Origin of the sequence: Nocardia sp. NPDC005366 (assembly GCF_040606855.1) — a bacterium.
In the GTDB taxonomy this organism is placed as follows: domain Bacteria; phylum Actinomycetota; class Actinomycetes; order Mycobacteriales; family Mycobacteriaceae; genus Nocardia.
The window spans coordinates 217,109-234,071 of sequence record NZ_JBEXFQ010000006.1 but is presented as its reverse complement, the minus strand read 5'-3'; the positions used below and the strand labels follow the sequence as shown (position 1 = coordinate 234,071).

Genomic DNA, 16,963 nt, shown 5'->3' with positions numbered 1-16,963 from the left:
GTCCTGGTCTGCCGCCGCCCGTGCCGGTTCTGATGTACGGATGCCCGGTGTCGTACGGCGTTATCGGTTGCCCGCCGAATTCGTCGACGCGGCGAATGGGTGTCGTGTGGGACGCAGGATGATCTTGCCGAGCGGCGTCCTCGCCTCGACCAGTCGGTGTGCCTCGTCGGCGCGTTCCAGGGGCAGCACGGATTCGACCAGGGGATCGAGGTGCCCGTTCGCCGCGAGTTCGAAGGCCCGTGCGCGATTGGCGTCGACGACCGCGAGCCAGTGCGGCCCGGCGCAGCCGACGAAGGTGAGTCCGCGGGCGATCAGATCGGCGGCCGAGATCTGAGCCGGTGCGCCGGAGAGGAATCCGTAGCCGAGTATCCGCCCGGACAGTGGTGTGACGAGGTCGAGCAGGTCCGCGGCGGTGGCGCCGCCGATGGAATCGAAGACGATGTCGACCGTCGCGCCGCCGAGGGATTCGCGCAGGCGCGTGGTCCAGTCCGCGTCGCGGTGGTCGAAGACCTCGGCGGCGCCGAGTGCGCGGGCTCGTTCGGCCTTGGCCGGACCGCCCGCGGTGGCCAGCACGCGCAGTCCGCGCTGGGCGGCCAACTGGGTCAACGCCGCCCCGACGCCCGTCGCCGCGGCTTCGATCAGGACCGTCTCGGTGCCGGTGCGTCCCGCCGCGTCGAGCAGCGTGACCGCTACCGATCCGCTCATCAGCACCGCCGCGGCATCGGCGGCGGAGAGGCTTTCGGGCACGGCGGTCGCGGAAACCGCCGGTGCGCAGACATATTCGGCGTACGAGCCGAAACCGGGGGTGGCGACGGCGACCCGCCGACCGACCAGTGCCGCGTCGACCTCCGGCCCGATCTCGGTGACGACGCCGACCGCCTGGAATCCGAAGACCAGCGGCGGCGCGGCGGCCAGCGGAAACGCGCCCGAGCGCAAGGCGGTTTCGGGATAGAGCACCGGAATCGCCTCGGTCCGGATCATCAGTTCGCCCGTGCCGGGGCGGGGCGTCGGGCTCTCGCGGGCCACCAGCACCTCGGGTCCGCCCGTCCTTGTCATTACGATTGCCTGCATCGAGAACTCCATAAGTTGACTGCCGGTCCAGATGTCGAACGATATGGACCGTCGGTCAACTTGTCAATTGGGAAAGTGGGTGAGATGGCAGGGGACCGTCCGAGGGAGCGTGCCGACGCGGCCCGCAATCGGCGCGCGATACTCGATGCGACCAGGGCGTTGCTGGCCGAGCACGGGGCCGAGGCGGTCACCATGGATCGGGTCGCCGCGGCGGCGGGAGTCGGTAAGGGGACGATCTTTCACCGGTTCGGCAGTAGGACCGGTCTCCTGCACGAGTTGGTCGCCGAACCCGCTCTCGCCCTGATGGACGCGGTGACCGCAGGTCCGCCACCGCTCGGGCCCGGCGCCCCGGCGGCGGACCGGCTGCTCGCCTACTTCGACGCGATGGCCGGAGTCGTGATCGACAATCTCGAACTCATGGTCGCCTACCAGTCCGATGCCCCGCACCCGCAGCGCGACGAAATCCACGCGTTCTGGGCGGCGCATATCACCGCACTGCTGCGCGAGGCGCGCCCCGACCTGGACGCGGAGGTGGTCGGCGCACTGCTGCTCGCGCCGCTGGGCAGTGAACTGACATCGCGGCTGGTGCGCGCGGGGCAGGCCGAACGTCTCCGCGCCGCCGTCCGATCACTGGTCGAATCGGTGCTGCGGACGCCATGATCGCCGCTCAGTCGGCCGCCAGGATCGCTTCGAAACGCTCGTCCGCCCGATCCAGTTGATCGAGGATGAGCTGTTTGACGTGGTCGGCCAGCGGTGTATCCGGCCGGTTGACCAAATCCCGGTAGATATCGGTCAGTGGCCGGTACTTGGTGGCGAGTCGCGCCATCGCCGGTCCGGTCGCGTAGAGAATTCCGACGCCGTTATCGGTGAAATCGGAGAGTTTGACGATGCGCGCCCACGGCGCCCGATCGAGATCGGCCGCGATATGTTCGCGATATTGTTCGTGCTTGTCCTGATCCGGATCGCGGGCCGGATTGGTCACGGCGGCGACGATATCGGCGACGCGGGTTCCGAAACGTTCGGCGAGCGCCTCCAGCGCGGCCGACCTCGGATCGCCGGGACGGCTGCCTGCCAATTCCCGAGGGTGGTCCTCGACCGAATCGTGCAGTAGTCCCGCCACGACCAGATCCGGATCGCGGACCTCGTAGTGGCTGACGATCCGAATCGTCACCCGCAAGAGATGACTGAGATACGGTTCGCGGCCGTAGCGGTCCTCGCGATGCAGTTCGGCGGCGAGTTCGAGGGCGTCGGTGAGTCGATCGGTATCCGGTAGTTCCGCGATTTCCAGCAGTAGTCGTTCTCGCAGCCCGGCTTCGCCGTAGACCTCGCTGATCGTGTGCAGCGGCATAACGGCCAAGACCCCCGCCCCTGGATTGCTCATAACGCCAATCTATCCGCGCGTCGAGGCCGAGTCGTTGTCATCGCACGCCGCGGGGCCGGAATTGGATGCTGATCCGGGGCCCCGTGGGCTTGCGCGTCTTCGGTACCGCGTGCTCCCAGGTCCGCTGACACGATCCGCCCATGACCAGCAGATCGCCGTGTCCCACGTGATAGCGGATACTCGCGCCGCCCCCGCGCGGACGCAACAGCAGCGCGCGTGGAGCGCCGACGGACAGGATCGCGACCATGGTGTCGTCGGTGGCGCCCCTTCCGATGGTGTCTCCGTGCCAGGCCACGCTGTCGCGTCCGTCGCGGTAGTAGCACAGACCCGCGGTGCGGAACGGTTCCCCGAGTTCGTCGCGATAGTGGGTGCTCAGCGCGGTGCGCGCCGCGTCCAACGCCGGATCGGGAAGATCGTCGCGCTCGCCGTAGAACCGCAGCAGGCGCGGTACGTCGACCACTCGGTCGTACATCGGTCTGCGCTCGGCCTGCCACGGCACCGTGTCGGCCAGTCGCTCGAACAGCAGATCCGCGCCGGTCAACCATCCGGGCAATACATCGACCCACGCGCCCGCGGTGAGCGCGGTGCGGCGAATTCCTTCCGGCGCGCCGACCGTGACGTCACCGAATCCGTCGAGCAGTGAACCTTGAAATGGTGTCGGCACGCACTCGAATCTACGTGGCATCGAACGTATGTGCTAGCGGGTATCGGACTCGGTCGTCGCGCGGGGACGAGGTCGGGAGTCCGCGACGGGCCGCACGTGGCGGGGCTCACAAGGCGATACCGCTGGTGAAAGCGCGCTGTTCGGCGCTGTTACGCTGCTCTGCGTAAGACATCCTTTAACGGACCGTCCGGTGAGGCGGGGAAGGAGGTCGGCATGGCTGTGCCCGGAGATCGGGTCGCCAAGTCCGGCGGTGCCGAGGTATCGCAGCGGCACACCCCCGAGTGGGTGGAGGCGGGGCGCGAACTGTTGTCGGCGTCGGATGTGAGCCGGACCATCGCGCGCATCGCGCATCAGATCATCGAGAGAACCGCCCTGGATTCGGGCGAATCCGGTGCGCCGCGCGTCGTGCTGATCGGCATTCCGACCCGAGGCACCACGCTGGCGGCACGGCTCACCGACAAGATCGAGGAATTCTCCGGGGTCCGCCCCGCGCTGGGATCGCTCGACATCACCCTCTACCGTGACGACCTGCGCAGTCGCCCGCATCGCCCGCTGGAACGCACCTCGGTGCCGGACGGCGGCATCGAGGACGCGCTCGTCGTCCTCGTCGACGACGTCCTCTTCTCCGGCCGCACCGTGCGCTCCGCGCTCGACGGTCTGCGCGATCTGGGTAGGCCGCGTGCGGTCCAGCTCGCGGTGCTGATCGACAGGGGACATCGCGAACTCCCCATCCGCGCCGATTTCGTCGGCAAGAACGTGCCGACCTCACGCTCGGAGGACATCTCGGTGCTGCTCGCCGAACACGACGGCCGCGACGGCGTCTACCTGCACCAGGAGGACGCGCAGTGAGGCATCTGCTGACCGTCTCCGACCTGGACCGTGACGCCGCCACCGAACTGCTCGACGAGGCGGAACGCTTCGAGCAGGCGCTGCTCGGCCGCGAAGTGCACAAACTCCCGACCTTGCGCGGGCGCACCGTGATGACTGTCTTCTACGAGAATTCGACGCGCACCCGCGTCTCCTTCGAGGTCGCGGGCAAATGGATGAGCGCCGACGTCATCAATGTCAGCGCCAGCAGTTCCTCGGTCTCCAAGGGCGAATCGCTGCGCGATACCGCGCTCACCCTGCATGCCGCGGGTGCCGACGCGCTCATCGTGCGGCATCCGGCCTCCGGCGCCGCACATCAGATCGCGCGCTGGATGGACAGCTGGGCCGCCGCCGGTCGCGGATCCGCTCCCGCCGTCATCAATGCCGGTGACGGAACGCACGAACATCCGACGCAGGCCCTGCTCGACGCGCTCACCCTGCGCCAGCGCCTCGGCGATATCGCGGGCAAGCGGGTCGTCATCGTCGGCGACATCCTGCACAGCCGGGTCGCGCGATCGAATGTCTTCCTCCTCGACACCCTCGGCGCGGAGGTGGTGCTGGTCGCGCCGCGCACGTTGCTTCCCGTCGGCGTCGACGCGTGGCCAGCGCGGATCTCGCACGCGCTCGACGCCGAATTGCCCGGCGCCGACGCGGTGCTGATGCTGCGGGTACAGGCCGAGCGGATGAACGGCGGCTTCTTCCCCTCGGCCCGCGAGTACGCGGTGACCTACGGTCTGTCCGAACGCAGGCTCGGACTGCTCGACGACCACGCCGTCGTCCTGCACCCCGGCCCGATGCTGCGCGGTATGGAAATCGCCTCGGCCGTGGCGGATTCGCCGAAGGCCGCGATCCTGCAGCAGGTCACCAACGGGGTGCACATGCGCATGGCTGTGCTGTTCCGGCTGCTGGTCGGCACCCAGGAGGCGGTCGCCGTATGAGCGCGCGCGGTGCGGGCGGGGGCGGCAAAGGACGGAAATCCATCGGTACCGAGATCCGGGCGGAAGGCGGCGCGGCATGAGTGAGTTGTTGATCGAGGCCGCGCGTCCCTACGGCGAGGGCGAACCGGTCGACGTGCTGGTGCGCGACGGCGTGATCGTCGAGATCGGGCCGGATCTGTCCGCGAGCGAGGCCGCCGAGATCATCGACGCGAAGGGGCAGATCCTGCTGCCCGGTTTCGTCGATCTGCACACCCACCTGCGCGAACCCGGTCGCGAGGATACCGAGACCATCGAAACCGGTTCCGCCGCAGCCGCGCTCGGTGGCTACACCGCCGTCTTCGCGATGGCCAATACCAATCCGGTCGCCGATTCGGTGGTCGTCACCGATCACGTGTGGCGGCGCGGTCAGGAAGTCGGGCTCGTCGACGTGTACCCGGTGGGCGCGGTCACCGTCGGCCTCGCGGGTAAGCAACTCGCCGAAATGGGCACCATGGCCGCGGGCGTCGGCGCGGTGCGCATGTTCTCCGATGACGGCCACTGCGTCTACGACCCGCTGATCATGCGTCGCGCGCTGGAATACGCGAACTCCCTTGGCGTTCTCATCGCCCAGCACGCGGAGGAGCCGCGGCTGACCGAAGGCGCGGTGGCGCACGAAGGTCCGACCGCCGCGCGCCTGGGCCTGGCCGGGTGGCCCCGCGCCGCCGAGGAATCGATTGTCGCCCGCGACGCGCTGCTCGCCCGCGACGCCGGCGCCCGCGTGCACATCTGCCACGCGTCCACGGCCGGTACCGTCGAGTTGATCAAATGGGCCAAGTCCCAGGGTATTTCGATTACCGCCGAGGTCACCCCGCACCATCTGCTGCTGGACGACTCGCGGCTGGAGACCTACGACGCGGTCAACAAGGTGAACCCGCCGCTGCGCGAGGCCTCTGATACCGCCGCGCTGCGCCGGGCGCTGGCCGATGGCATCCTCGACTGCGTCGCGACCGACCACGCCCCGCATGCCGAACAGGACAAGTGCTGCGAATTCGCCGCCGCCCGGCCCGGCATGCTCGGTCTGGAAACCGCGCTGTCGATCATCGTGGCGACGATGGTCGAACCTGGTCTGCTCGATTGGCGCGGTGTGGCCAGGGTGATGAGTGAACGGCCCGCGGCCATCGTCGGACTCGATGAGCACGGCCGACCGATCGAGGTGGGCGAACCCGCCAACCTGACGCTGGTCGATCCGGACGCGAGCTGGACCGTGCGGGCCACCGAGCTCGCCAGCATCTCGAACAACACCCCGTTCGAGGAGATGACGTTCCCCGCCAAGGTGACGACGACGTTGCTGCGGGGCCGGATAACCGCCCGCGAGGGCAAAGCGGTGGGAGGTCCGTAGTGGAAAGAACACTGTGGGTGGTCGGGACGTTGGCGTTCTTCGTCGTCTGCGTCTGGCTGATGTACCGGGGCTGGCAGCGCCGCGCCGCGAGTCAGGCGGAGCGTATCGGCGAGCTGCCGACGGTGCCCGCCGAACTCGGCGCGCAGGTGCTCGAGCCGACGACCGGGCTCTACCTGGGCAGCACCATCGCGCCCAGTTGGCAGGACCGGATAGCGGTGGGCGACCTCGGTTTCCGCGCCACGGCCGAACTCACCCGGTTCGAACGCGGAATCCTGCTCCAGCGCGACGGCGCGACGGTGATCTGGATTCCCGAGGAGTCCATCACCGCCGTGCGCACCGAGCGCGGGCACGCGGGCAAAGTGATGACCGAAGATGGTGTGCTGGTAATTCGCTGGAAGCTGCCGACCGGAACCGAGATAGATACCGGTTTCCGAGGTGACGACAAGACGGTGTACCCGGCGTGGGCCAGGGAGATGACGGGAGATGAGCAAGGATGAGTGCGGTATCGGGTAACGATTCGGCGGGGGGCGGTGGCCGGGCGACCGGCGGGCACGACGAAGCCGCTCTCGTGCTCGAGGACGGCCGGGTCTTCCGCGGCGCCGCCTACGGCGCGGTCGGCGAAACCCTGGGCGAGGCGGTGTTCTGCACGGCGATGACCGGATACCAGGAAACCCTGACCGATCCGAGTTATCACCGGCAGATCGTCGTGGCCACGGCCCCGCAGATCGGCAATACCGGATGGAACGACGAGGACGACGAATCCGGCAAGATCTGGGTCGCCGGGTACGTGGTGCGCGATCCGGCGCGCCGCGCCTCCAACTGGCGCGCGACCGGCACGCTGCCCGAAGCATTGCAGCGCCAGCACGTGGTCGGTATCGCGGGTGTCGACACCCGCGCCCTCGTGCGGCATCTGCGTACCCGCGGCTCGATGAAGGCGGGCATCTTCTCCGGCGCGGCCCTCGCCGACGCCGACGAATTGGTGGCCAGGGTCAACGGCCAGCCGTCCATGCTCGGCGCCGACCTCGCCGAAGAGGTGAGCACCGATTCGCTCTACACCATCGAGCCCGTCGGTGACCACCGCTTCACCGTCGTCGCGGTCGACCTCGGCATCAAGACCAACACCCCGCGCATGTTCGCCGAGCGCGGGATCCGGGTGCACGTGGTGCCGTCGACGACCTCGATCGACCAGATCCTCGAGCTGAATCCGGACGGCGTCTTCCTGTCCAACGGACCCGGCGACCCGGCCACCCAGGACGGTGCGGTCGCGGTGACCCGAGGCGTCCTCGAGAAGGGGGTGCCGCTGTTCGGCATCTGCTTCGGCAATCAGATCCTCGGTCGCGCGCTCGGCCGCGACACCTACAAGATGAAATTCGGCCATCGCGGCATCAATATCCCGGTCGTCGAACACGACACCGGGCGGATCTCGATCACCGCGCAGAACCACGGCTTCGCGCTGGAGGGCGAACAGGGGGAGCGTTTCGACACCCCGTTCGGCAAGGCCGAGGTCAGTCATGTCTGCGCCAACGACGGCACCGTCGAAGGCGTGCGGCTCGTGGACGGTCGCGCCTTCTCGGTGCAGTACCACCCCGAGGCAGCCGCCGGACCCCACGACGCCGCCTATCTCTTCGACCGTTTCGCCGGTCTCATGGAAGGCGGCCCCGCCGCGCAGCGGAAGGAAATCTGACACCGATGCCTCGTCGTCAAGATCTATCGCACATCCTGGTGATCGGCTCTGGCCCGATCGTCATCGGCCAGGCGTGCGAATTCGACTACTCGGGCACCCAGGCGTGCCGGGTGCTGCGGTCCGAAGGGCTGCGGGTGTCGCTAGTGAATTCCAACCCGGCGACCATCATGACCGATCCGGAATACGCCGACTCGACCTACGTGGAGCCGATCACGCCGGAATTCGTCGAGAAGGTCATCGCCAAGGAACGTCCCGATGCCATTCTCGCCACCCTCGGCGGGCAGACCGCGCTCAATACGGCGGTCGCGCTGCACGAGAACGGCGTGCTGCAGAAGTACGACGTCGAACTGATCGGCGCGGACTTCGAAGCCATCCAGCGCGGTGAGGACCGGCAGAAGTTCAAGGATATCGTTGCCAAGGTCGGCGGCGAGAGCGCGCGCTCGCGGGTCTGCTTCACCATGGACGAGGTCCGCGAAACCGTGGCGGAACTCGGCTTCCCCGTGGTGGTTCGCCCGTCCTTCACCATGGGCGGCCTCGGCTCGGGTATGGCCTACAACAACGACGATCTCGACCGCATCGCGGGCGGTGGTCTGGCCGCATCGCCCACCGCGAACGTGCTGATCGAGGAATCCATCCTCGGGTGGAAGGAATTCGAACTCGAGCTGATGCGCGACAGCCGCGACAATGTCGTGATCGTCTGCTCGATCGAGAATGTCGACCCGATGGGCGTGCACACCGGTGACTCGGTCACCGTCGCGCCCGCGATGACGCTCACCGACCGCGAATACCAGAAGATGCGCGATCTGGGTATCGCGATTCTGCGCGAGGTCGGCGTGGACACCGGCGGCTGCAATATCCAGTTCGCGGTGGACCCGGCCGACGGCCGTCTGATCGTGATCGAGATGAATCCGCGTGTGTCGCGCTCGTCCGCGTTGGCTTCCAAGGCGACCGGTTTCCCGATCGCGAAGATCGCCGCCAAACTGGCGATCGGCTACACGCTCGACGAAATCGTCAACGACATCACCAAGGAGACCCCGGCCTGTTTCGAGCCGACGCTGGACTACGTGGTGGTCAAGGCGCCGCGGTTCGCGTTCGAGAAATTCCCCGGCGCCGACGCGACGCTGACCACCACCATGAAGTCGGTCGGCGAGGCGATGTCGCTCGGCCGCAACTTCTCCGAAGCGCTCGGTAAGGTCTTGCGTTCGCTGGAGACCAAGGCGGCGGGGTTCTGGACCCAGGACGACGCGCAGTGGGCTCCGGTCGGCGACGATGTCCAGGCCGCCGTCGAGGCGATCCTCGAGGATCTGCGTACCCCGACCGAGGGGCGGATCTACCAGGTCGAACGGGCCCTGCGGCTGGGCGCGAGCATCGAGGTCGTCGCGAAGGCCTCCGGGATCGACCCGTGGTTCGTCGCGGAGATCGCCGGACTCGTCGACCTGCGTAGCGAAATCCTCGACGCCCCGGTCCTGGACGAACCGCTGCTGCGCCGGGCCAAGCATTACGGACTCTCCGATCGTCAGCTGGCCGCGCTGCGACCCGAACTGGCGGGGGAGACCGGTGTGCGCGTGCTTCGGCATCGGCTCGGCATTCGCCCTGTCTTCAAGACCGTCGACACCTGCGCCGCCGAATTCGAGGCCAAGACCCCGTACCACTATTCGGCCTACGAACTCGACCCGGCCGCGGAATCCGAGGTCGCCCCGCAGCGCGAACGCGACAAGGTGATCATTCTCGGCTCGGGCCCGAACCGCATCGGCCAGGGCATCGAATTCGACTACTCGTGTGTGCACGCGGCGCAGACGCTGTCGCAGGCCGGCTACGAGACGGTCATGGTCAACTGCAACCCCGAAACCGTCTCCACCGACTACGACACCGCCGACCGGCTCTACTTCGAGCCGCTGACCTTCGAGGATGTCCTCGAGGTCTACCACGCGGAAACCGAATCCGGCACCGTCGCGGGTGTCATCGTGCAACTCGGCGGCCAGACCCCGCTCGGACTCGCGCAGCGACTGACCGACGCGGGGGTGCCCGTCGTCGGCACCAGCGCCGCGGCCATCGACCTGGCCGAGGACAGGGGCGAATTCGGTGACGTGCTCGCCGCGGCCGGGCTGCCCGCTCCGAAATACGGCACCGCCACCACCGTCGCGCAGGCCAAGAAGATCGCGACGAGTATCGGCTATCCGGTGCTGGTGCGGCCGTCCTACGTGCTCGGCGGGCGCGGCATGGAGATCGTCTACGACGAGAAATCGCTCGAAGGCTATATCTCTCGCGCCACCGAACTCAGCCCCGACCGCCCCGTGCTCGTCGACCGATTCCTCGAAGACGCCATCGAGATCGACGTCGACGCCCTGTGTGACGGCGAGGAGGTCTACCTCGGCGGCGTCATGGAACATATCGAGGAGGCCGGTATCCACTCCGGCGACTCCGCCTGCGCCCTGCCCCCGATCACGCTCGGCCGCAGCGATATCGAGGCCGTGCGCCGGTCCACGGTGGCGCTGGCCAAGGGTATCGGCGTCAAGGGCCTGCTGAATGTGCAGTACGCGCTCAAGGACGACGTGCTCTACGTGCTCGAGGCCAATCCGCGCGCCAGCCGCACCGTGCCGTTCGTCTCCAAGGCCACGGCGGTGCCGCTGGCCAAGGCGGCGGCGCGGATCACCATGGGCGCCACCATCGCCGAATTGCGCAAGGAAGGCATGCTGCCGAGCGAAGGCGACGGCGGGCACGTTCCGCTGGACGCGCCGGTCGCGGTGAAGGAAGCGGTGCTGCCCTTCCATCGGTTCCGCCGCGCCGACGGCAGCGGCGTGGACTCGCTGCTCTCCCCTGAGATGAAATCCACCGGCGAGGTCATGGGTATCGACGCCGATTTCGGCACGGCCTTCGCCAAGAGCCAGGCCGCGGCCTACGGTTCGCTGCCGACCGAGGGCACCGTGTTCGTCTCGATCGCCAACCGCGACAAGCGGGCCATGGTGTTCCCGGTGAAACGCCTGCACGATCTCGGCTTCCGTATCCTGGCGACCGAGGGTACCGCGGAAATGTTGCGCCGCAACGGGATTCCGTGCGAACAGGTCCGCAAGCACTCGGAACCCGATCCCGCCGACGCCGCGGGGGATCAGTTGCCGAGCATCGTCGACCAGATCCGCGACGGCGAGGTCGACATGGTGTTCAACACCCCCTACGGCAATTCCGGGCCCCGCGTCGACGGCTACGAGATCCGCACGGCCGCCGTCGGCGTGGATATTCCGTGCATCACCACGGTGCAGGGCGCGGCGGCGGCCGTGCAGGGCATCGAAGCGGTTATCAACGGCGGTATCGGGGTGCGCTCCCTGCAGGAGTTGCATTCGGTGCTGCGTGGCTGACCCGGACGTGGCCGATTCGACGAAGGAGGCGGCTCGATGAAGACGTTCGGTGACCGGTTGCGCCATGCCATGGCGCATTTCGGTCCGGTCTGTGTCGGCATCGACCCGCATCCCCAGCTGCTCGACGCCTGGGGCCTGACCGACGACGCCGAGGGCGTGGAGAAATTCGCGGAGATCTGCGTCGAGGCATTCGACGGCACCGTCGCGCTGGTCAAGCCGCAGGTCGCCTTCTTCGAAGCCTACGGTTGCGGCGGTATCGCGGTGCTGGAGCGCACCATCGCGGTGCTGCGGGCGTCGGGGACACTGGTTCTGGCCGACGCCAAACGCGGTGATATCGGCTCGACCATGGACGCCTACGCCAGGGCCTGGCTCGGTGACGGCCCCCTCGGCGCGGACGCGGTGACCGTCTCGCCCTATCTCGGATTCGGGTCGCTCGCGCCCGCGCTCACGCTCGCCGAGACCAACAACCGCGGGGTGTTCGTGCTGGCCGCGACGTCCAACCCGGAGGGCGGGCAGGTGCAGCGGGTGGTCGCGGCGGACGGGCGAACCATCGCCCAGTCCGTGGTCGACGATGCCGCGCGCTGCAACGCGGGCCGCGAATTCGGGTCGGTCGGCGTCGTGGTCGGCGCGACGCTGACCGAAGCTCCCGATCTGTCCACCCTCAACGGCCCGATCCTGATGCCGGGGGTCGGCGCCCAGGGTGGTGGGCCCGCCAGCGTGCGCGCGCTGGTGCCCGAAGGGGCGCTGCGGTCGGCGGTGCCCGCCGTCTCGCGCGAGGTGCTGCGCGAGGGGCCATCGGTTTCGGCACTGCGTGCCAGGCTGAACGCGATCCAGGACGAATTCGCGTTCCTGCGCGCCTGAGTCGGCGTGTCGAGCCCACGGTGCCTCTATCGGGCGTCCAGATGGCCTTCTGCGCCGGTTTGACCACGTGGCAGCCCTCGCGGTGAGGGCGGTGCTCGCCGGGGCGTCCAGCGGGCGCCGAGGGCACCGGGTGTCGAATACGAGTAGGCGAACGGCCCCGGATTCCCCGGATTTTCCGGAATCCGGGGCCTTGTCGTCGTTGTCGACAGTCGGCGCTGTTCCGGTCCGCGTGGTGTGATCTCGCCCATCGATGGGGACATGTGTTCGATACGACACGCGGGAAGTTGCACCGACACGCCGGAAATTTCCAGAAAGTTCCTGGTCGGGCGGGTGTGCGGTAGCTGGGGCTCCTTCCGGCTCCGCCGCTACTGTTCCGCTATCCCTCCTATTTCCCGAATAACCCCAGGTCGTGGGCTATTTCACCGGAACGGCGGTACGATCACCCCGGTGATCGATGTCTTGCGCGCATCCGGTCGCGCGCGTGTCTACGGCAGTCGGAATCATGCGCTGACCTGGGGGGTGGGTTCGCAATTGCAGGACGTCGTGGGTACGGTCGCTGAGACTGTCGGGTTACCGGCAGGAGTTGATGCAATGAACGATGAGACGGAGGAACCGTGGCCCTTCCCCAGCTGACTGACGAGCAGCGCGCCGCTGCTTTGGAGAAGGCGGCGGCCGCTCGCCGCGCTCGGGCGGAGCTCAAGGAGCGTCTGAAGCGCGGCGGCACCGACCTGAAGAGCGTCCTCAAGGATGCCGAGACCGATGAGATCCTCGGCAAGATGAAGGTGTCGGCGCTGTTGGAGGCCCTGCCCAAGGTCGGCAAGGTCAAAGCTGCCGAGATCATGACCGAACTGGAGATCGCTCCCACCCGCCGCTTGCGCGGGCTGGGCGATCGGCAGCGCAAGGCGCTGTTGGCCCGGTTCGACTTCGACGCCTGATTACGAGGGTGGTCGAACACACGCGGAAGGGCCGACTGGTTGTACTGGTCGGCCCCTCGGCCGTGGGCAAATCCACGGTCGTGCGGTGCGTGCGGGAATTCCTGCCCGAACTGGTCTTCAGTGTGTCCGCGACAACCCGGGCCCCCCGGCCCGGGGAGGTCGACGGACTGGATTACCGGTTCGTCTCCCGAGCGGAATTCGACGCCATGATCGAGGCGGGCGAACTGCTCGAATGGGCGGAGATCCACGGCGGACTGCAGAGGTCGGGCACCCCGGCAGGTCCGATACGCGAGGCGCTGAAGGCGGGCAAGAATGTGCTCGTCGAGGTCGACCTCGAAGGTGCCCGCTCGGTACGCCGGGCGCTCCCCGAAGCCATTCTGGTCTTCCTTGCCCCACCCAGCTGGGATGAACTGGTCTCCCGGCTGACCTCGCGCGGCACGGAATCACCCGAGGTGATCGCGCGTCGGCTGGAAACCGCCAGGATCGAATTGGCGGCCTGTGACGAGTTCGACATCGTGATCGTGAACGACGAGGTGACCAGCGCCTGTGAGCAGTTGGTATCGTTGTTCGTTAGCACTATTTCGAGATAGGCTCCGCGCCCGTCGTCGTCCCGGGTCCGAAACCGGGACATCGGCCGCCGCGCCGCGATCCCGAGACTCGAGCACCCGCTGATTCAGTACCCGTTGATTTCAGTACCTATTGATTTCCAACGCCGACCCGCAGGAGCCTCCTCAGTGAGCGAAACCAAGACCGTGCACGTATACGACACCCCGATCGGCCTGACCAACCCGCCGATCGATGAGCTGCTCGAGCGCACGTCGTCCAAGTACGCCCTGGTCATCTACGCGGCCAAGCGTGCACGGCAGATCAACGACTACTACAACCAGCTCGGCGACGGCATCCTCGAATACGTCGGGCCGCTGGTCGAGCCGGGTCTGCAGGAGAAGCCGCTGTCGGTGGCGATGCGTGAGATCCACTCCGATCTGCTCGAGCATTCCGAAGGCGAATAAGATCGTCGTCCTCCCCGCGTGGGCGGGGATCAGCCACCCGGAGGGCCAGTGACCACACGGATCGTCGTCGGTGTCGGTGGAGGCATCGCCGCCTACAAGGCGTGCGCGCTCGTCCGTCGTTTTACCGAGACCGGGCATGAGGTGCGGGTGATCCCCACCGAGTCGGCGCTGCAATTCGTCGGCAAGGCAACGTTCGAGGCACTGTCGGGGAACCCGGTGCATACCGATGTGTTCACCGACGTGCCCGAGGTGCCGCACGTGCGGCTCGGCCAGGAGGCGGACCTCGTCGTCATCGCCCCGGCCACCGCCGACCTGATGGCGCGCGCCGCCCACGGCCGCGCCGACGACCTACTCACCGCCACGTTGCTGACGGCCCGATGTCCGGTGCTGATCGCGCCCGCGATGCATACCGAGATGTGGGAGCATCCGGCGACCGTGGCCAACGTGAAGACGCTGCGTGAGCACGGCGCGATCGTCATGGAGCCCGCATCGGGTCGGCTGACCGGAACCGACACCGGTCCGGGTCGGCTGCCCGAGCCCGAGGAGATCTTCGGGCTCGCGATGCTGCTGCAAGAACGCGCCGACGCGATTCCGCGTGATCTGGTCGGCCGCCGGGTGGTCATCACCGCGGGCGGCACCAGGGAACCGCTGGATCCGGTGCGCTTCCTCGGTAACCGCAGTTCCGGCAAGCAGGGGTACGCCCTGGCCAGGGTGGCCGCCCAGCGCGGCGCCCAGGTCACGCTCATCGCGGGCAATACGATCGAGATGGCCGCACCCGCCGCCGTCGATCTGGTGCACGTCACCACCGCCGAACAGCTGAAAACCGCTGTCGACAAGCACGCGGTCGGCGCGGACGCGGTGATCATGGCGGCCGCGGTGGCCGATTTCCGGCCGACCAATGTCGCCGCCGCCAAGATCAAGAAGGGCGCCGGAGAACCCGACGTCATCGCGCTGACCAAAACCGACGATATTCTCGCCGGTCTGGTGCAGTCGCGGCGCGACGGGCAGCTACCCGGCACATCGATCGTCGGATTCGCCGCCGAAACCGGTGACGACCAGGGTGACGTTCTCACCCACGCGCGCGCCAAACTCGCACGCAAGGGGTGTGACCTGCTGGTCGTCAACGCGGTCGGCGAGGGTAAGGCGTTCGAGGTCGACACCAACGACGGCTGGCTACTCGGGGCGGACGGCACCGAACAGGCCCTCGATCACGGATCGAAGGCGCTGCTGGCCAGCCGAGTGCTCGACGCGCTGACGGTCCTCCTGCACGCCTGACCACCGACGATCGAATATCGTTGCCACGCTGAAGAACACCGGCCGGACCGGCCGGTACGCGCAGTGGGTCGTCGCGAGTAGTGGAACGCCCGACTCGAATCCGCCGCACGCGGTGGCGGGTTACGGCGTCTGGGGCAGCTGAGGTAGGTCCACACTGTGCGCCGAAGATTTGGAATAGTCTGAGTTCAAGGGTTGCGCGGTGGCGCGGTCGCACTACTGTCGTGGCCCGATACGAGAAATCCGTCGAGGAAGAGGGAACAACTGTGCCCACGTCTGGCAGCCGCCTATTCACCAGTGAGTCCGTGACCGAGGGTCATCCGGACAAGATCTGTGACGCCATCAGCGATTCCATCCTCGACGCCCTACTCGCGGAAGATCCGCGCAGCCGGGTCGCGGTGGAAACGCTCGTGACGACCGGCCAGGTCCACGTCGCCGGTGAGGTCACCACCTCGGCGTATGCCGATATCCCTCGGATCGTCCGCGAGAAGGTTCTCGAAATCGGATACGACTCGTCCGCAAAGGGTTTCGACGGTAACTCCTGCGGCGTCAATATCGCCATCGGCGCCCAGTCACCCGATATCGCCCAGGGCGTCGACACCTCGCACGAGGCTCGCGTCGGCGGCGAGGACGACGCGATCGCCAGGCAGGGCGCGGGCGACCAGGGACTGATGTTCGGCTTCGCGACCGTCGACACCCCCGAGCTGATGCCGCTGCCGATCGCGCTGGCCCACCGGCTCTCGCGTCGACTCACCGAGGTCCGCAAAACCGGTGTGCTGCCCTACCTGCGCCCGGACGGCAAGACCCAGGTCACCATCGAATACGACGGCGACCGCCCGGTCCGGCTCGACACCGTCGTCCTCTCCACCCAGCACGCCGCCGATATCGATCTCGACAATATGCTCGCCCCCGATATCCGCGAGAAGGTCGTCGACGCGGTGCTGGCCGATCTGAACGTGCCGACGCTCGATATCTCCGATGTCCGCCTGCTGGTCAACCCGACCGGCAAATTCGTCCTCGGCGGCCCGATGGGTGACGCGGGCCTGACCGGCCGCAAGATCATCGTCGACACCTACGGCGGTATGGCCAGGCACGGCGGCGGCGCGTTCTCCGGCAAGGATCCGTCGAAGGTCGACCGCTCGGCCGCCTACGCCATGCGCTGGGTCGCCAAGAATGTCGTCGCGGCAGGTCTCGCCGACAAGGTCGAGGTCCAGGTGGCCTACGCCATCGGCAAGGCGGCTCCGGTCGGTCTCTTCGTGGAGACCTTCGGCACCGAGAAGGTCGACCCGACCCGTATCTCGACCGCCATCACCGAGGTCTTCGACCTGCGCCCCGGTGCGATCATCCGCGATCTGGATCTGCTGCGCCCGATCTACGCCCAGACCGCCGCGTACGGGCATTTCGGCCGCACCGATGTCGACCTGCCCTGGGAGCACACCGACCGCGCGGACAAGCTGCGCGCGGCCGTCGGCCTCTGAGCCCCACCGTGCGGGTACGGGTCGCCGCCGAGTGAAACGGTCCGCGGCGAATACCCCCGCCGCTCCCGCGG

Annotated in this window: 16 protein-coding genes; 13 read left to right on the top strand and 3 right to left on the bottom strand. The window is 67.8% G+C overall.

Annotated elements, in window-relative coordinates; translation table 11 throughout:
- Positions 1–60: 60 nt before the first annotated feature.
- Positions 61–1,056 carry a zinc-binding dehydrogenase gene (locus tag ABZS43_RS09850; RefSeq protein WP_355035436.1) on the bottom strand — a complete coding sequence of 332 codons (996 nt, stop codon included), beginning with the start codon at positions 1,054–1,056 and terminating at the stop codon, positions 61–63.
- Positions 1,057–1,155: 99 nt separating this feature from the next.
- Here ABZS43_RS09850 and ABZS43_RS09845 point away from each other — a divergent pair, with 99 nt between their 5' ends.
- Complete coding sequence (locus ABZS43_RS09845) at positions 1,156–1,731, top strand: helix-turn-helix domain-containing protein (RefSeq protein WP_355035435.1); 576 nt, start codon at positions 1,156–1,158, stop codon at positions 1,729–1,731.
- A gap of 7 nt (positions 1,732–1,738) precedes the next feature.
- Here ABZS43_RS09845 and ABZS43_RS09840 read toward each other — a convergent pair whose 3' ends face one another.
- Positions 1,739–2,452, bottom strand: coding sequence for an HD domain-containing protein (locus ABZS43_RS09840; RefSeq protein ID WP_355035434.1), 714 nt, complete (start codon positions 2,450–2,452; stop codon positions 1,739–1,741).
- A 37-nt stretch (positions 2,453–2,489) separates the two neighbouring features.
- Positions 2,490–3,116 (bottom strand): alpha-ketoglutarate-dependent dioxygenase AlkB, encoded by a 627-nt coding sequence (locus ABZS43_RS09835; RefSeq protein ID WP_355035433.1) that lies wholly within the window; start codon positions 3,114–3,116, stop codon positions 2,490–2,492.
- 213 nt (positions 3,117–3,329) lie between these two features.
- On the opposite strand from ABZS43_RS09835, the gene pyrR reads away from it, so the two are divergent.
- From pyrR to metK, 12 genes are all read left to right on the top strand, one after another.
- A complete protein-coding gene (gene pyrR / locus ABZS43_RS09830) occupies positions 3,330–3,965 on the top strand; it encodes a bifunctional pyr operon transcriptional regulator/uracil phosphoribosyltransferase PyrR (protein ID WP_355035432.1) in 636 nt (211 codons plus the stop codon).
- Positions 3,962–4,921 (top strand): aspartate carbamoyltransferase catalytic subunit, encoded by a 960-nt coding sequence (locus ABZS43_RS09825; protein WP_355035431.1) that lies wholly within the window; start codon positions 3,962–3,964, stop codon positions 4,919–4,921. Before pyrR ends, ABZS43_RS09825 begins: the two co-directional genes overlap by 4 nt.
- A 76-nt stretch (positions 4,922–4,997) precedes the next feature.
- The gene (locus tag ABZS43_RS09820) at positions 4,998–6,299 is read left to right on the top strand and encodes a dihydroorotase (protein WP_355035430.1); all 1,302 of its coding nucleotides are present in this window, start codon (positions 4,998–5,000) and stop codon (positions 6,297–6,299) included.
- A complete protein-coding gene (locus tag ABZS43_RS09815) occupies positions 6,299–6,796 on the top strand; it encodes a transporter (RefSeq protein WP_355035429.1) in 498 nt (165 codons plus the stop codon). The genes ABZS43_RS09820 and ABZS43_RS09815 overlap by 1 nt, the downstream gene beginning before the upstream one ends.
- A complete protein-coding gene (gene carA, locus ABZS43_RS09810) occupies positions 6,793–7,983 on the top strand; it encodes a glutamine-hydrolyzing carbamoyl-phosphate synthase small subunit (RefSeq protein ID WP_355035428.1) in 1,191 nt (396 codons plus the stop codon). The genes ABZS43_RS09815 and carA overlap by 4 nt, the downstream gene beginning before the upstream one ends.
- Positions 7,984–7,988: 5 nt before the next feature.
- Positions 7,989–11,336, top strand: a complete 3,348-nt coding sequence (gene carB / locus ABZS43_RS09805) for a carbamoyl-phosphate synthase large subunit (protein WP_355035427.1) — start codon at positions 7,989–7,991, stop codon at positions 11,334–11,336.
- A 36-nt stretch (positions 11,337–11,372) separates the two neighbouring features.
- Positions 11,373–12,197, top strand: a complete 825-nt coding sequence (gene pyrF, locus ABZS43_RS09800) for an orotidine-5'-phosphate decarboxylase (protein WP_355035426.1) — start codon at positions 11,373–11,375, stop codon at positions 12,195–12,197.
- A gap of 614 nt (positions 12,198–12,811) precedes the next feature.
- A complete protein-coding gene (gene mihF / locus ABZS43_RS09795) occupies positions 12,812–13,132 on the top strand; it encodes an integration host factor, actinobacterial type (protein WP_040708330.1) in 321 nt (106 codons plus the stop codon).
- Positions 13,133–13,140: 8 nt separating this feature from the next.
- Entirely contained in the window at positions 13,141–13,722 is a 582-nt protein-coding gene (gene gmk, locus ABZS43_RS09790) for a guanylate kinase (protein ID WP_355035425.1), read from the top strand.
- Between the two features lie 144 nt (positions 13,723–13,866).
- Positions 13,867–14,142 carry a DNA-directed RNA polymerase subunit omega gene (gene rpoZ / locus ABZS43_RS09785; protein ID WP_355035424.1) on the top strand — a complete coding sequence of 92 codons (276 nt, stop codon included), beginning with the start codon at positions 13,867–13,869 and terminating at the stop codon, positions 14,140–14,142.
- A gap of 48 nt (positions 14,143–14,190) precedes the next feature.
- A complete protein-coding gene (gene coaBC, locus ABZS43_RS09780) occupies positions 14,191–15,417 on the top strand; it encodes a bifunctional phosphopantothenoylcysteine decarboxylase/phosphopantothenate--cysteine ligase CoaBC (protein ID WP_355035423.1) in 1,227 nt (408 codons plus the stop codon).
- 263 nt (positions 15,418–15,680) lie between these two features.
- On the top strand, positions 15,681–16,892 hold the full coding sequence (metK, locus tag ABZS43_RS09775; RefSeq protein WP_355035422.1) for a methionine adenosyltransferase: 1,212 nt from the start codon (positions 15,681–15,683) through the stop codon (positions 16,890–16,892).
- Positions 16,893–16,963: the final 71 nt, after the last annotated feature.

Bases quoted from the DNA above. Each gene is read 5' to 3' on its own strand.
- ABZS43_RS09850 (WP_355035436.1), bottom strand. From the start codon at position 1,056: ATGACAAGGACGGGCGGACCCGAGGTGCTGGTGGCCCGCGAGAGCCCG.
- ABZS43_RS09845 (WP_355035435.1), top strand. From the start codon at position 1,156: ATGGCAGGGGACCGTCCGAGGGAGCGTGCCGACGCGGCCCGCAATCGG.
- pyrR (WP_355035432.1), top strand. From the start codon at position 3,330: ATGGCTGTGCCCGGAGATCGGGTCGCCAAGTCCGGCGGTGCCGAGGTA.
- carB (WP_355035427.1), top strand. From the start codon at position 7,989: ATGCCTCGTCGTCAAGATCTATCGCACATCCTGGTGATCGGCTCTGGC.
- ABZS43_RS09820 (WP_355035430.1), top strand. From the start codon at position 4,998: ATGAGTGAGTTGTTGATCGAGGCCGCGCGTCCCTACGGCGAGGGCGAA.
- carA (WP_355035428.1), top strand. From the start codon at position 6,793: ATGAGTGCGGTATCGGGTAACGATTCGGCGGGGGGCGGTGGCCGGGCG.
- ABZS43_RS09840 (WP_355035434.1), bottom strand. From the start codon at position 2,452: ATGAGCAATCCAGGGGCGGGGGTCTTGGCCGTTATGCCGCTGCACACG.
- pyrF (WP_355035426.1), top strand. From the start codon at position 11,373: ATGAAGACGTTCGGTGACCGGTTGCGCCATGCCATGGCGCATTTCGGT.